The organism is uncultured Nitrosomonas sp. (assembly GCF_902826915.1).
Lineage (GTDB): Bacteria > Pseudomonadota > Gammaproteobacteria > Burkholderiales > Nitrosomonadaceae > Nitrosomonas.
The window spans coordinates 1-14,438 of sequence record NZ_CADEGP010000070.1 but is presented as its reverse complement, the minus strand read 5'-3'; the positions used below and the strand labels follow the sequence as shown (position 1 = coordinate 14,438).

General features: G+C 44.8%; 9 protein-coding genes, 1 pseudogene and 1 riboswitch. Of the genes and pseudogenes, 6 read left to right on the top strand and 4 right to left on the bottom strand.

The window, feature by feature from the left end:
- Positions 1 to 355 (top strand): annotated as a pseudogene (locus tag QZV86_RS11445) (IS1595 family transposase); the annotation flags it as partial.
- Between the two features lie 450 nt (positions 356 to 805).
- On the opposite strand, the gene QZV86_RS11440 reads toward QZV86_RS11445, so the two are convergent.
- Complete coding sequence (locus QZV86_RS11440; protein WP_295628095.1) at positions 806 to 2,203, bottom strand: MBL fold metallo-hydrolase; 1,398 nt, start codon at positions 2,201 to 2,203, stop codon at positions 806 to 808.
- A gap of 20 nt (positions 2,204 to 2,223) precedes the next feature.
- Positions 2,224 to 3,561 carry an adenosylmethionine--8-amino-7-oxononanoate transaminase gene (locus QZV86_RS11435; RefSeq protein WP_295628091.1) on the bottom strand — a complete coding sequence of 446 codons (1,338 nt, stop codon included), beginning with the start codon at positions 3,559 to 3,561 and terminating at the stop codon, positions 2,224 to 2,226.
- A 170-nt stretch (positions 3,562 to 3,731) separates the two neighbouring features.
- Between QZV86_RS11435 and QZV86_RS11430 the strand changes: the two genes are divergently transcribed.
- Positions 3,732 to 5,066 (top strand): DUF3422 family protein, encoded by a 1,335-nt coding sequence (locus QZV86_RS11430; protein ID WP_295628088.1) that lies wholly within the window; start codon positions 3,732 to 3,734, stop codon positions 5,064 to 5,066.
- A 21-nt stretch (positions 5,067 to 5,087) separates the two neighbouring features.
- On the opposite strand, the gene QZV86_RS11425 is transcribed toward QZV86_RS11430, so the two are convergent.
- Positions 5,088 to 7,289 carry a cytochrome c peroxidase gene (locus QZV86_RS11425; RefSeq protein ID WP_295628085.1) on the bottom strand — a complete coding sequence of 734 codons (2,202 nt, stop codon included), beginning with the start codon at positions 7,287 to 7,289 and terminating at the stop codon, positions 5,088 to 5,090.
- 210 nt (positions 7,290 to 7,499) lie between these two features.
- A complete protein-coding gene (locus QZV86_RS11420) occupies positions 7,500 to 8,339 on the bottom strand; it encodes an FxDxF family PEP-CTERM protein (RefSeq protein WP_295628082.1) in 840 nt (279 codons plus the stop codon).
- Positions 8,340 to 8,511: 172 nt separating this feature from the next.
- Positions 8,512 to 8,591: riboswitch (cyclic di-GMP riboswitch) on the bottom strand.
- A 180-nt stretch (positions 8,592 to 8,771) separates the two neighbouring features.
- Here QZV86_RS11420 and purB point away from each other — a divergent pair.
- The 4 genes from purB (at position 8,772) to dnaJ (ending at position 14,150) form a co-directional block, all read left to right on the top strand.
- Positions 8,772 to 10,148 carry an adenylosuccinate lyase gene (purB, locus tag QZV86_RS11415; RefSeq protein ID WP_295628079.1) on the top strand — a complete coding sequence of 459 codons (1,377 nt, stop codon included), beginning with the start codon at positions 8,772 to 8,774 and terminating at the stop codon, positions 10,146 to 10,148.
- Between the two features lie 139 nt (positions 10,149 to 10,287).
- Positions 10,288 to 10,881, top strand: a complete 594-nt coding sequence (gene grpE, locus QZV86_RS11410; protein WP_295628076.1) for a nucleotide exchange factor GrpE — start codon at positions 10,288 to 10,290, stop codon at positions 10,879 to 10,881.
- Between the two features lie 70 nt (positions 10,882 to 10,951).
- A complete protein-coding gene (gene dnaK, locus QZV86_RS11405) occupies positions 10,952 to 12,892 on the top strand; it encodes a molecular chaperone DnaK (RefSeq protein WP_295628073.1) in 1,941 nt (646 codons plus the stop codon).
- Between the two features lie 148 nt (positions 12,893 to 13,040).
- Complete coding sequence (gene dnaJ / locus QZV86_RS11400) at positions 13,041 to 14,150, top strand: molecular chaperone DnaJ (protein WP_295628070.1); 1,110 nt, start codon at positions 13,041 to 13,043, stop codon at positions 14,148 to 14,150.
- Positions 14,151 to 14,438: the final 288 nt, after the last annotated feature.

The window sequence follows — 14,438 nt, the reverse complement described above, 5'->3', positions numbered from 1 at the left end:
ACGCAGTTGCGGGACATTAAAACAGCCTGTATTTGGTGTGTTTGAGCGAGATGAGAGGGTATACACCGAAATAGTACCAGACTGTAAACGCTTGACCTTACAGGCGGTAATACTGGGTAAAGTATCAATTGAAAGCGTTATTTATAGTGATGGCTGGCGTGGTTATAATGGTTTGGTAGATGTAGGATACTCTAAGCATTTTCGTGTATCCCATGGTGATAATGAATTTGCTCGGGATGGGCATTGCCATATAAACGGTATCGAATCGTTTTGGAGTTTTACCAAGCGGCGGCTTGCAAAGTTTAACGGCGTGTCAGTTAACTTTGAGTTGCATTTAAAAGAATCTGAATGGCGTTGAAAAAAACAACCTAATGAACTTGCTAGTGCACTGTGGCAAATCATCAGATATATTAACTCTGCTAGTCTAGAGCCATAAGTAATATACTTAATTATTAGGTAAAATAGGTGATCTATGCTTGGATTATTTATACTAACTCAGACCTGATCAGATAGTTATTCGTTTTTTAGGCGTCTGTTAGTTTAGGTTTGAGATGAATTCTTTTTCGTCCGAATTAATGATTCTTCAGGTAATGCTTCCGATGGTGTTTATTCGCATTGATCCAGCCGCTTCTGCTGCTCGTATTATGTTGATCAATAGATTAGGAGCAATGGTTTTTCTGCCTACAGCCTGAGAGTAGAAATAAGTTGTTCTTGGTTACTAAAGCCATTGCTTTGTTGTTCAGAAAAATAGTAGGATTTTGCTGTGGCACAACCAGAAAATTGACAGCATCGATAACTCTCATATCTAAAGTGTAACCACCGACAAATGCTCCGGAATACTGGCCGTCCAGTTGAATTTCTGTTGAATTGCTGTTACCAGGATGGTGGAATTACTCAGTTCGCCATGTACGACATAAATTTTTTCGGGCATTTTCTGGAAGTGACCGAGCCAATTGAGTAAGTCAGCTTGATCGGCGTGTGCCGAGAGGCCTCCTATGGTATAGATGGCGGCTCTTACACGAACCTCCTGGCCAAAAATTTTAACTTGCTTGGCGCCATCCACAAGGCGCCTGCCTAGGGTTCTTGCAGCTTGGAACCCGGTAATCAATATGCTGCATTCAGGCCGACCCAGATTGTATTTCAGGTGGTGCTTGATACGTCCGGCATCACACATGCCACTGGCTGAAATGATGATGATACCGTGTTTCATGTGGTTAAGCTGCATCGATTCTTCAATATCGTGCACAAAATGAATTCGGGGTTTTTGTGCATTGCCGCTCATCCATTGCAATGCATTGGTGGATTCCTTGTCGAGTAAGGAAAGATGTTTTAGCGTGATTTCAGTGGCTGCACGTGCCATGGGCGAATCCACATAAATTTCCATTTCTCCGAGCTTACCTTGCCGATAGAGATCAACCAGCAGAAACAGAATATCCTGAGTACGTCCAACCGTGAATGCTGGGATGATGACGTTGCCGCCTTTATGAATCAGAGTATTGTTAACAGCATGTACTAATTCATCAAGGGTATCGGTCATGTTGCGATGCAGTCGGTTGCCATACGTGGATTCAATTAACAGGACATCGGTTTGTTGAATAATTGTAGGGTCCCGAACAACTGGATGACCGGGTTTTCCAAGATCGCCGGAAAATACAATTTTCTTGTGTCCAGCCTGTTGTTTTATCCAAACTTCGATGATGGAAGAGCCGAGAATATGTCCGGCATCGCGAAAGCAGCAACGTATTGCAGGGTGAGGGTTGATTTCGGTATTGTAATCGATGCAATGCAATTGCTTCAGTAGGGCTTCTGCTTGGGTAACCGTATAAAGTGGGGCGAGGTCTTGCGTAAATCGACTGTGGCGGCGCGATTTGTTGCGCCATTCTATTTCCTTTTCCTGAATGTAGGCGCTATCCTTGAGCATGACTTGGAGTAAATCCGCAGTTGCTGCAGTACAGTATACCGGGCCTCGAAAGCCCCATGCGCTCAGCCGTGGTAATAATCCGGAATGATCGATATGGGCATGAGTTAGCAATACAAAATCAATTGTTTTAGGATCGAATTTAAAGGCGGTGCGATTCTTTTTATCCGCCTCGCATCCACCCTGAAACATACCGCAATCAATCAGGAACTTTACGTTCCCAGTTTCAACGAGATAGCTGGAGCCGGTTACTTCACCGGCTGCGCCTAAAAAAGTCAGTTGCATGATAAGTTTTTATCAGTGAATTATAGTGAATCCAATATTTGCAGCGTACCATTGACCAGCAAATCCATTTCCTGTTCATTAATGATGTAAGGTGGCATGAAATAAATGGTTGTACCCAATGGGCGTAGCAGTAGTTGTTGTTTCAGCCCGGCCTGGAAGCACGTTGCAGCAAAATCCGCATCTTTTGTTTCAACTTCAAAAGCCCAAATCATGCCGCAATTGCGGAAGTTTGTGACTTTAGAATGAGCTGTGATCGGTGCCGCAATTTTATTCAGATACGCCGCTTTGATTTTGTTGGTATCAATGACCTGATCTTGTTCAAAAATATCCAGCGTGGCTAGCGCTGCGCGACAGGCTAACGCATTGCCGGTATGCGAATGTGAATGTAAAAATGCACGCGCTATTTTGTCATCATAAAAAGCCTGGAAAACCGTATCGGTAGCCATAACGACCGAGAGCGGCAGATAACCGCCGCTCAAACCTTTTGATAAACATAAGAAATCCGGAGTAATATCAGCCTGGTTGCAAGCAAATAGGGTTCCTGTTCGACCAAAACCGACCGCAATTTCATCGGCAATCAAGTGTATTTGGTATTGATTACATATTTCCCTGGCGCGTTGCAAATAAATCGGATGGTACATACCCATGCCGGTTGCGCCTTGTACCAGTGGCTCAAGAATGAGTGCGGCGATCTGCTCGTGGTTTTCCGCTACATGCTGCTCGAGCACGGCGGCAATGCGAATGGCGTAATCTTGCGCAGATTCGCCAGGTTCAGCGTAGCGCCAATCAGGGGTCGGGACATGCGCGCACTGGCGCAGCAATGGCGCATACATTTGCTTGAAAATGGCCACATCGGTAACCGATAGTGCGCCCAATGTTTCACCGTGATAATCATTTTGCAGACTGATAAACTGGCTTTTCTGCGGTTGTCCGCGCAAAAGCCAGTAGTGAAAGCTCATTTTCAATGCGATCTCAATTGCTGAAGCGCCGTCACTGGCGTAGAAACAATGTCCGAGTGAGCCGGGTGCCATGTTTTTCAGTCGCTCCGATAGCGTCACAACCGGCTCATGGGTAAAACCTGCCAGCATGACATGTTCTATTTTCTCGAGTTGATCACGAATTGCCGCATTGATATAAGAATTGCTGTGACCAAAGAGATTGACCCACCAGGAACTGATTGCGTCCAAATAGTGATTGCCGTCCGCATCATGAAGCCATGCGCCTTTTCCGCTGACCACTGGAACGAGCGGACAAGTTTCGTGTTGCTTCATTTGCGTGCATGGATGCCATACGGTGTCAAGGCTTCGCTGTTGCAGAGATGATGTGGCTACGAGCGTGCTGTGATTAATTTTTGTCATGTGTATTTGTTAACTGGAACACGTGAATCCTAGAAGATTGTGCTGCCAATTATCGACAGTCGTAAATGACAATTGTAGACTAAGAGCCGCTGTTTTTCTGTATTTTTGACCTTGTGCTGGATCCTTGGTACATTCAGGCTTTCCAATAAAATTCGACGCTTCTCGCAGCTATGGGTCCAGAAATCAATACATATTTATCCAATTTGTTGCCCGGCAACGACCCGCAACGTGAGTTGCTGCACAATGAAGTGCATGCCCGTCCGAGTCAGCGTATCCAGTTGCCCGCATTGGTGATCAACGTTGTTGTAATCAATGCGGGCATTACGCGCGAACAAGAATGCGAGCATTTGCGCCGTCTTCCTGGACAACAGGCTTTGATGCCTGAACAATTGCAAAACAATTTTTTACAGTTGTATCTGCAGGATTATGTTGTGAGATGGGAGCGCCACTCGGAGTTTACACGCTATTCATTATTGCAGCACTTGCCTGAAACTGTGCAATTAGGTGCAGCAGATCCCGAGTTACTGTTTTATATTGCGTTACCGCAAGGATGGTTGGCCGGAATTCCTGGAAGAACCTTTGCGGCTATCGAGTTGGCGATGATGGAGGGTGAAATAAGTCAAGCGGAAAAAACGCTTGAGCAAGCACGCAACTGGTTTGGCGATAATCGTGTGGTAGCGTCACTGATGGGAAGAGATGGACACTCGCTTGCAGTCACGGATTTTATGTTGCGTTCAAGCGGTTTTGAACGCATGTTGGTGATTATGTCGGCAGATGTATCCGAGACACGCGCTGGGCGTGTTGCGCAGCGTCTGCTGGAAATTGAAACGTATCGGTTAATGGCGTTGAAAGGATTGCCGTTTGCCAAGCGACTTATTCCTGAATTAACACTTGCTGAGCAGCAATTATCTGATATCACGGCGCAGCTTGAAAATAAAGTAAGCTCTGATCAGGAATTGCTCGATACATTGATCTATTTAGCTGCGCGCATTGAGCGCGCTACGGTTGAGCATGGCTATCGTTTTGCAGCGACACAAGCTTATAACAAGCTGGTGGCACAGCGTATTAGAGAACTTAGAGAGCAGGCTATACCCAGCACGCCAACCATTGGGGAATTCATGCAGCGGCGACTTTCTCCGGCGATAGCAACTGTGGATGCGACCGCACAACGCATGAGCTATCTTTCCGCGCGTGTATCACGAGCCAGCGCTTTGTTGCGCACGCGCGTTGATATCCAGACAGAAACCCAGAATCAACAGTTATTGGAAAAACTTACCCGTGGTCAGGAATTACAATTGCGCTTACAAAGCACAGTGGAAGGGCTATCGATCGCGGCGATTTCATATTATGTCATCAGTTTGCTGTTGTATCTGGCTAAGGCAGGCAAAGCGGCTAATTTACCGATACAGCCTGAGCTCGTGACCGGATTGATGATTCCTGTCGTCGTGTGGCTGGTCTGGCGCACCACACGACGCATTCATGATAAGTTTTTTAAGTTACCTTAACCATTTTCGTTTTTCATACTGTTATTGCAAGAAGCGGTCAAATGGCTGCAATGGTTTTGCTCTTCCCTCAGCGCCGACAGCCGGAATGAACAGAAACTGATCGGCTGCAAGCGCCGTATTCATGGGGCTGGACTTGGTGATTGATGAGTTGTCTCCAACATGACCGTGCGGTACCCGTATTTCCGGATGGTCAAAGGGCGCTCTCTCATAGCGCACGCGATCATCCGTCAAACTTTTTAGAAAATTGAGCAGATCTTTGCGTTTTTGCGGTGTGAGTCGTAAATCAACCAGCGCGAAAATTTTGGCAAACTCTTTCGGTGGTGTTGCAAAATTACCGCCTCGTGTATAAAACTCCAATACTTCATCCAATGTTGCCATGCCACCGTTATGCATGTAAGGGCCGGTCAAATCAATGTTCCTTAGACTGGGGATTTTGTATGAGCCTTTGGCTGCGCTCAAGAATCGCTTTCTATTAGGTTTGCCCAATTCTGCCAATGCGGCATTAGTCGTTGGTACAAATATGCCCGCCGGATTAAAACAGTTGATAGTATTTTGTTTTTGTCTTTGAATCCCATCCACGCGTGTGAAAAGTAAAGCGTGTGGATTGTCACTTTCGACAGCAATTGACGTATCCAGATCACAAGGCCTTACGTCTGCAACATAGGGATCTACGACTCCGGATGCGTTGCCTGCCAGAAGCTGTAAGTATTGATCAGAGAATGAAAATGGATTGCCGAAGGGGTCAGTTCCACCCAAACCAATATCATTTCTTACTGGAGTGACACCAGTGCCGGAAAAACCAGTATCTTGAAACATCATGCCACCGGTTAAAGATAAACTGGTCACTACAGTTGTCGTGCTGACGCGGAAAGCAGGATTGCCGAAAGCATGCGGGTTTGATTTTTGCAAAATGCCATTGGTTACCACAGCTGATGATGTGAAGTTAGGGCCAATATGGCACAGCGCGCAGTGCGAATCACGGAAAATATCCATTCCACGCTGTGCCGATGCATTTAAATCGATGGGCATGCCATGCGCATCCACAGCGCTGCGATCAAAGGGGGAATCATCGGATATCAAGGTCGATTGATACATTTGGATCGCAAGCGCAAAGAACATGGCAAAATTAGCTTCTACCTGGCTATAAGGTATACCATGCGTTGCAGAGCTAGGCGGCGGAGCGCCAAATTGGCCAGTAGGGTTATAATCCCAATATTTGGGATTGAATGCTTCCATGATCAATTGGTAGTAGTTTGTATTTAACCCTTTCTGCAAATTATTGGGTGTGCTGTGCGCCAATCCACCCAGTACACTATCATTCCAGTGCACACGCTGATGTTCGAGTGGCTTACGCTCTAATAGTTTACGACCCAGATCAGCAAAGGTGCGTCCATGACAACTCATTTCGAAGTCATCCAAGGGAGGGGAGACAGCTAGGGAAGCCAGCGCGGAGTTGGTGAGCCTCAAACGCTCTTTGGCAACAGTGCCATCACCATTTCTAACCCAGACGCCGGCGTCGGGATCACGATCTCCCCAGGGACTGCTGCCGTTAAAAATATTGTTGGCGCGACCGTCCCAGAAGTTACGAAAATTGAAAACGGCATTAATGACGGTGGGTGTATTTCGTGGCTCAACCTTACGGGTACCTTTTGCGCCGACATGAAAAACTGGATCGGAACTGCGATTACATTGATCATTTGTCGCTGCAATCGATTTGGCATCTCGGTATTCGCCGCCAAAAGTTCCCGAGGAAGAAACCACATCATCGTTGTTATGGATAGGGGTGCCGGTGGGGTTAAGCGGATTATCGGTTTGGAAAAAAGGAAAGTCGCTTCTTTTCAGGATTGCATTGGGCCCACGCAGGGTTCCATCGCTTGCAAGTTCAAATTCCCGCGGCAAATCACTATTTCTACCAATCGGCGCTATTTGATTTTTAGTGCGTCGATCTGCGCCTGCATGAAAATGGCAGCTGGCGCACGCGATACCATCGCTTCCGACATTAATATCCCAGAATAAGGCTTTGCCAAGTATTAATGCTTTATTTTTGTTGATGATGATAGGGTCAGCGCCACCCACTAAGCCGGGCACATTGGGAACCGGCGCTCCTTTTAAAGTCATGGGAATAGGGCCGAAACCGTCAGCCTGAACGAGTGAACCCGTAAAAAAAGTGAGAAAACCTATCTTGATGAGTGTGCTTATAATTTTTTTTATATTATTTAGCATGATCGCATTCCTTTGCTAGGCATGTACATCAAGGAACTTCAGGGCGCTTGTGCGTTTCATTGAGTACGTGCTGACAACTTATTGATTAAGCATAATTCACATCAATCTTGCGTGAATTATTTTGTGCCCAGGTAAAATTTATTCTTCCCGGTAAAAACGGAGCGATTCGGTAAAGCGCTCCGTTTTTGCTATGGCTTCACTACTATTTATTTAAGCTGGAACACTATTATCCAATGTTTTTTCCCGGCTTTTCAGGCGCCAGGCAACGAGACCCAAGCCTGCCAGCAACATAGCGTAAGTTTCTGGTTCAGGTATTGGACTAACAGTCGAGTCAACAGTCAAACCAAATGCCCCGCCTGCAGTGGCATTGTTAGTGCCGCCGATGTACATCGCATACCAGCCTGGTGCTAAATCATCGAATACAAGCGATGCAGAATTAGCTCCAGTGCTGCCACCGACGCCGTTTTCAAAAGTACTTGTCAAGCTCACGTCGTTTGCGCCCGTGAGAATGGTTTCGCCCCATCCGGTTCCAGCGGTATGCGAAGGGCCGGAAACCGCATAACCTAGAGTTTCGAGCGCGTTGCCTCCGTTGCCGTTAGCCATCCATAACGTACCTGCATCGCCCATGGCTCCAGTTGCATTAAAGGTATGCGGTGTGCCAAATCCTGCCGAACTGAGTTCGCTGCCAAAACCGGTGGTTCCACCATCGAATTCAGCACCGCCAGTAGCCCAAACCGTAACGCCGGGAGCAAAACCGGAATCTCCGGTAACAGTTATGGTAACATCGGACTGGCTGTTGTTCTGAAAGGTATACCAATCTCCGGTATGCGCCCAGGCAGAATTATTCAAGAGTGGATTATCTGAATAGGCACTTTGCAGACCGGTCTCAGTGGCGGAAATACTACCGCCCGAGTTAAGTACATTAGTACCGCTGTTCCAAGCTTTAAATCCTACGGCATCAGCAGCATGTACATTGGTATTCAGCGCGGCGATAGAAATGATCGCTGCTGAAACAAACATACTTGTTTTTTTAACATGTTGTTTTTTCATCTGGAATCTCCAATAATAATTGAGTATTTGAATCGGTTGCACTACTAATCTACATACACCGCCAGCTATGTGTTGAATTAGAGAACAATAGCTTCCGGCATTTGATTGACGAATGATGGTCTGAAGTCGATAGATTTTATACTGTTCGATCCAGTGACTCCCATCACTCACGGGAGGCAACCCAGCCGTCTCATTTGGGGAGATCTGTAGGCTTTCCGAACTTGCCTTGCGGCAAGGGTGGCTATATCTATTGCTTATTAATTTTATTGTATATTGATGAAATTACAATGTGACAAATTGTCGCTGTGGCAAATTGTCGCACCTTGAATTGACAGGGTATTACCAGTGAGAACTTGCTGGAATTGTCTGAATATCATCTTTAGTTCAAAGCAGACATGCTAAAATTTCGGCTTCAAAGAAATTTAAAACATCATGAACTTACCAGTTATTACAGCGTTGTCCCCACTGGATGGCCGCTACCATAAAAAAGTTGAAGCTTTGCGATCCTATTTCAGCGAATTTGCTTTGATTCGTTTTCGTGTGCATGTTGAAATTGCATGGATTAAAGCATTGAGCAGCGAGGCTGGGATTGTCGAAGTGCCTATTTTCTCAGACCAAACTAACCGTGAGCTGGATGATTTAGTGGAAAATTTTTCGCTGGCAGATGGCGAGGCGATTAAAACTATTGAGGCGACGACCAATCATGATGTAAAAGCGATCGAGTATTGGTTAAAGCAGAAGCTGGCCAACAATGTTGAGGTGGCCAGAGTCAGTGAATTCATTCATTTTGCTTGCACTTCTGAGGATATTAATAACTTGTCACATGGCTTGATGCTCAAAACCAGTTTGCAGCATGTTATGTTGCCCGCGCTCGGTAGGGTTATTGATCGGTTAATCGAGTTGGCACATCAATTCGCCGATATTCCAATGTTGGCCCGTACTCACGGACAACCCGCTACGCCGACAACATTGGGTAAAGAAATTGCCAATGCGGTTTATCGCCTGCAACGTGGAAGAAAGCAACTTGAATCTGTCGCAATTCTAGGAAAGATTAACGGCGCGGTAGGTAATTACAATGCGCATTTATCCGCTTATCCGGATTTGGATTGGGAAAAATTTGCGCAATTGTTTGTTGAAAGGCTAGGGCTGGAATTTAATCCCTACACGACCCAGATTGAGCCCCATGACACGATGGCAGAATTGTTTGATGCGTATGCAAGGATTAATACAATCTTGCTGGATTTGAATCGCGATATTTGGGGATATATTTCGCTGGGTTATTTTAAACAAAAAACCAAAGCAGATGAAATCGGATCTTCGACGATGCCGCATAAAGTCAACCCGATCGATTTTGAGAATTCGGAGGGTAATCTGGGCATTGCTAATGCGCTATTGCATCACTTGAGCGAAAAATTGCCGATATCGCGCTGGCAAAGGGACTTAACCGATTCCACAGTACTCCGCAATATGGGCGTAGCATTAGGGCATACCTTGTTAGCTTATGATTCTTGTATCAAAGGATTAAATAAACTGGAAGTTAATACATCTGGGATAATGGTTGATCTGAATAATACCTGGGAGGTTCTGGCGGAGCCGATTCAAACTGTAATGCGACGTTATGGTGTGGCTAATCCTTATGAGCAATTGAAAGCTTTAACACGGGGTAAGAATGGAATTACTCAGGAAACATTGCATCAGTTTATTAACGCCTTGAGTATTCCAGAAGCCGAGAAAGCGCGTTTGTTGACATTAACTCCCCAGAATTATATCGGTAAGGCAAATATTTTGGCCTTAAGGATAAAGAATTAATTCTTTATTCGAATAGAAGTTTGAAGCAAACTGGTGAATTTTTTCTGGCGAGTTTGCTGGCAGTGTAAAAAATTCCGTTTAAGGCTTGAAATTTCATTGTGTAATCCCAATATCGCCTTCACACTCATTTGGAGGTAAGATGCAAAATCCAGAAAATACACACAACACAGAAAGTAATCAAGCTGATGCGGCTGATATAAAAGAAGAAATAAATGTTCCTGGAATAACCAGCGATGCAACCATACAAACTGGTGAAATTAAAGATCCACAACCCAGTCTCGAACAGTTGTTGAAAGAAGCCGAGATCAAATCGGCCGAGCATCATGATGCTTGGATGCGTGCAAAAGCGGAAACGGAAAATATTCGCAAGCGTTCACAAAGTGATATCACAAATGCACATAAATATGCCATCGAGAATTTTTCTACAGAATTGTTGAGCGTAATGGATAGCCTGGAAGCCGCGCTGACAGTTGAAAATGCTAGTGTAGAGAATTTCAAGAATGGTATTGAATTAACCCAAAAACAGCTGATAAGTGTGTTTGAAAAATTCAACATTAAGGTGATTGATCCGACTGGAGAAAAGTTCGATCCCCATCAGCACCAGGCAATGTGTATCGTTGATTCGGATTCGGCTCCCAATACGGTCGTCCAAGTCATGCAGAAAGGCTACAAATTGCATGATCGTATTATCCGTCCTGCACTTGTTTCGGTTTCGAAAGCGCAAGGTTCTTGAATTTTTATCAGGCATCTCCATTTCTAAATCAATGGACAGACAGAACAATCTCTTTAAAAGGATCTAAAATATGGCAAAAATTATCGGTATCGATTTAGGTACTACTAACTCTTGTGTATCCGTAATGGAAAATGGCAAGCCTAAAGTTATAGAGAACTCGGAAGGCACGCGGACAACGCCTTCTATTGTTGCCTATACTGAAGAAAATGAAGTGCTTGTTGGTGCTTCAGCTAAACGTCAGGCGATTACCAATCCAAAAAATACTTTATTTGCGGTTAAGAGGCTTATTGGGCGACGTTTTGATGAAGATATGGTTCAGCGGGATATCAAAATGGTGCCATATAGCATTGTCAAAGCCGAAAACAATGATGCATGGGTGGAAGTGCGTGGTAAAAAGATTGCGCCTCCAGAGGTGTCCGCGCAAGTGTTGATGAAAATGAAAAAAACTGCCGAAGATTATCTGGGTGAAGAGGTGACCGAGGCGGTGATCACAGTGCCTGCATATTTTAATGATTCACAGCGTCAGGCAACGAAAGATGCGGGAAGAATTGCCGGTTTGGAAGTAAAGAGAATTATTAATGAGCCAACAGCTGCGGCATTGGCATTTGGTTTGGATAAGAAGGAAGGTGATCGGAAGATCGCAGTATATGACTTGGGTGGCGGTACTTTTGATATTTCCATTATTGAAATTGCCGAAGTTGAAGGCGAACATCAGTTTGAAGTGCTGGCAACCAATGGTGATACATTCCTGGGTGGTGAAGATTTTGACATGCTTGTGATTGAATATCTGGTGGATGAATTCAAGAAAGAAAGTGGTATTGATCTGAAGAAAGATATGCTGGCATTGCAACGTTTGAAAGATGCTGCAGAGAAAACCAAAATCGAATTGTCATCCAGCCAGCAAACCGAAGTCAATTTACCCTATATTACTGCCGACGCCTCGGGGCCGAAACATCTGGCCGTTAAGATAACCCGTGCCAAATTGGAAAGCTTGGTGGAAGACTTGATAGAACGTACCGTTGGGCCTTGTCGCACGGCGATTAAAGACGCTGGCCTGACTGCTTCCGATATCGACGATGTGATCTTGGTTGGTGGACAAACGCGGATGCCAAAAGTGCAAGATAAGGTCAAGGAGATATTTGGCAAGGAACCGCGCAAGGATGTTAATCCTGATGAAGCGGTAGCTGTGGGTGCGGCTATTCAAGGTGGTGTGTTGAAAGGGGATGTGAAGGATGTTTTGTTGCTCGATGTGACACCTTTATCGCTGGGTATCGAAACATTGGGTGGTGTAATGACCAAGTTGATTCAGAAGAACACAACTATTCCAACTAAGGCGCAGCAGGTATTCTCCACTGCGGAAGATAATCAGACCGCGGTGACGATTCATGTGTTACAGGGTGAACGTGAGATGGCTTCTGGCAATAAAAGCTTGGGTCAATTTAATTTGAGTGATATTCCATCATCGCCACGAGGTATGCCGCAGATTGAAGTGACGTTTGATATTGATGCCAATGGTATTTTGCACGTTTCTGCTAAAGATAAGGCGACCGGTAAAGAAAACAAGATTAAAATTCAGGCAAGTTCTGGATTATCGGATGAAGAAATTGATCGGATGGTAAAAGATGCAGAAGCGCATGCTGAAGAAGATCACAAAGCATTAGAGTTGATTTCCAGCCGTAATCAGTGTGATGCGATGATCCATTCTGTTAAAAAATCCTTGAAAGAGTATGGTGATCAGTTAAGTAGTGATGAGAAAGCCAAAATTGAGACCGCACTGAAAGATGCTGAAGATGTGCTCAAGACTGATAATAAAGACGAAATTGATGCGAAAACCCAGGCTTTGACCGAAGCAGCGCATAAATTGGCTGAGAAGATGTATCAACAAAAAGATCAGCAGGATTCACAAGCACAGCCTGGATCAGAATCTTCCTCTAGCTCTAGCCATAGCGAAAAGCCTGTCGAAGGCGAAGTGGTCGACGCAGAATTTGAAGAAGTTAAGAACAAGAAATAATTCTTGTTAATACGTACTGGGCGCAGAAGCGCATGATGAGAATTTTGAATCTCTTCTGCGTGTTCTGCGCTTTAGTATTTGATGCGAAATTAGAAACATCGTATAAACTCAAACTCCACGAAATTAATTACAGCGGCAGGAAATCAATATGAGTAAGCGCGATTACTATCATGTTCTCGGTGTCAGTCGGGATGCCGACGAAAATACAATAAAAAAAGCTTATCGTAAGCTGGCAATGAAATATCATCCCGATCGGAATGCAGGCGATGTTAAATCGGAAGAAATGTTTAAAGAAGCCAAGGAAGCTTATGAAATATTGACCGACTCGAGTAAACGTGCGGCTTATGATCAATTTGGTCATGCAGGTGTTGATACGAATGCGGCTGGTGGAGGCGGTGCACAAGGTTTCGGTGATGCATTCAGTGATATTTTCGGGGATATTTTTGGTGGCCGTAGCGCACGCTCAAATATGCATCGTGGTTCCGATTTGCGCTATAACCTGGAAATTACTTTGGAGCAGGCTGCACACGGGACTGAAACGAAAATTCGCATTCCGACCATGGAAAATTGTGATATTTGTCATGGCAGTGGATCCAAGCCAGGAAGCTCGCCTAAAACCTGTTCTACTTGTAATGGTCATGGACAGGTAAGAATGCAACAGGGGTTTTTTTCTATTCAGCAAACTTGCCCTAAATGTCATGGCAGCGGAAAAGTAATAGCGAATCCTTGCGCATCTTGTCATGGGGTAGGACGAATTAAACAACAGAAAACACTCAATGTAAAAATCCCGTTGGGTGTCGATGATGGTGATCGCATCCGTATTTCTGGGGAAGGGGAAGCTGGTGTGAATGGCGGTCCATCGGGTGATCTCTATGTCGTGGTTCACCTATCGGCGCATTCGGTTTTTCGTCGTGATGGGGATAATTTGCACTGTGAAATACCAATCAGTTATACAGTGGCCGCATTAGGAGGAGAAATTGAAGTGCCTACACTTGATGGGCACGCTAAGATTAAGGTGCCGGAAGAGACTCAGACGGGTAAAATTTTTCGTTTGCGCGGTAAAGGGATAAAAGGTGTGCGTAGCCATGATAAAGGGGATTTACTTTGTCATGTTGCCGTAGAAACTCCGGTTAAGTTGACCGCGCGTCAAAAAGAATTATTGGAAGAGCTGGAATCAATCAGTCTAAGAGATGGGCCTCGCCACAGTCCTCGCGCTAAATCATGGATGGATAAAGCGCGAGAATTTTTCTCGGAATAACAAGGGTGATTTAATGATTGAGATCCGCTACGTGTGAATATTCCGATAAATTGATTGATTCTTCTGTAGCTTGGTTTACTGCGCGCATCTGTAATAGTGTTGATTTTCTATCATATTGTCTGGGGTTTTTTTACTGATGAAATATGATTTGTAAAGAATAGAGATAAATGACTTTAAGAACTTTGCACGGTTAGAGTCATTTTCAGGTGCGGATGATGATATAATAATGTTTAGAATCATATTGTTAAGTTAATTGATATGAGTTTTTCAGAGTTTGATGTCACCCGC